Consider the following 1,135-nt stretch of genomic DNA (forward strand, 5'->3'; position numbering starts at 1 on the left):
GCCCTCGCTTATCGTTAGTACGTTCGTCGGGGCATCCAGACTAGCTCCAGTGATATCGTCGTCCGCCGCTGCTGCAACCTGTGTGTCCACATAATCTTTATTTGCTGCATCCGTTCCGGTAGTAGGTGTTCCCAAACTAGTAATCACTGTTCCTCCCGCATCTGCTCCTTCTGTAAGGACTTCAGATAAATTTTGGTTATCTGTATCTACAATTGATGCAATCGTAGCAAGCGAGACAGAAAACGTATTTGAATCACTATCCGTAATTACTAAACTATTAGTTGTAGTATCTATAGCATAAGATGTTATTATGGTATTAGTATCGGACAATGTATCGCTTAAACTACCTAAGTCAACACTTACTGTACCGCCATTTTCTAAATCGAGTGTTAACTGATTCGTTGTATCATTAAAAGTAAATCCCGTTAACTGTTGGTTATCATCCGATGTAAGTTCCCATGTATCACCATCCCAGAAAAAGATAGTACCTGAGCTAGTATTTACATAAATATCTCCTGTATCTGCTCCTGTTGGCGTATTTGAGCCTGGAGTAGAAACATCTGCTCCACTAAGTACTTCACAATTGCATTGATCCTGTAATGTAACCGTAGTTTGAGAAAAACCAACCGCGGTTATTAGTAGAAAAATGATAAAAACCAAATTCCGTTTCATGAGTATATTTTTATTTGCCATCGTATTTACTATAGGTTTCGTTTAAAGACCTAACACTATTCAATTCTAATGAGAGTAAGTCCTTAGCAATTTTTTTGAAAGAACGATTTGATAAAAAAGTTGGAGAAAAAGTGCTTAATAGCATAGCATAATCCAATTGGAAAAAAAGGCTGATCAGATAGCCTTTCTTTAACTTTAATAAGTTGGTTAAATCATTCATTTTTGGGGTATATCTACTGTAATTACAGTTGAAAACAATTTATAATCATACAAAACTAACTTTATACATACCGATAGAAAATAAATGTTGTGTAAGTAGCAAATAGTAAAGTCTACCTCTAAAAACTTGAGGTTTCACCATAAAAACCCCAACGAGTAGTTTATCGATAATAGTTAATAAATATGGGCTTTTACAAACTGCTTAAATCCAGTTTTTTGATATTCTATAAAGAGAGAAAAAATG

At 35.0% G+C, this 1,135-nt stretch carries 1 protein-coding gene; it reads right to left on the reverse strand.

The features are described from left to right. Positions 1-672 (reverse strand): hypothetical protein (locus tag AACP56_RS17860; protein ID WP_339339065.1); only part of this gene is annotated, 672 nt, incomplete at its 3' end. Positions 673-1,135 lie beyond the last annotated feature (463 nt).

The sequence above is a fragment of the Croceitalea sp. MTPC6 genome (assembly GCF_036985525.1).
Classification (GTDB): domain Bacteria; phylum Bacteroidota; class Bacteroidia; order Flavobacteriales; family Flavobacteriaceae; genus Croceitalea.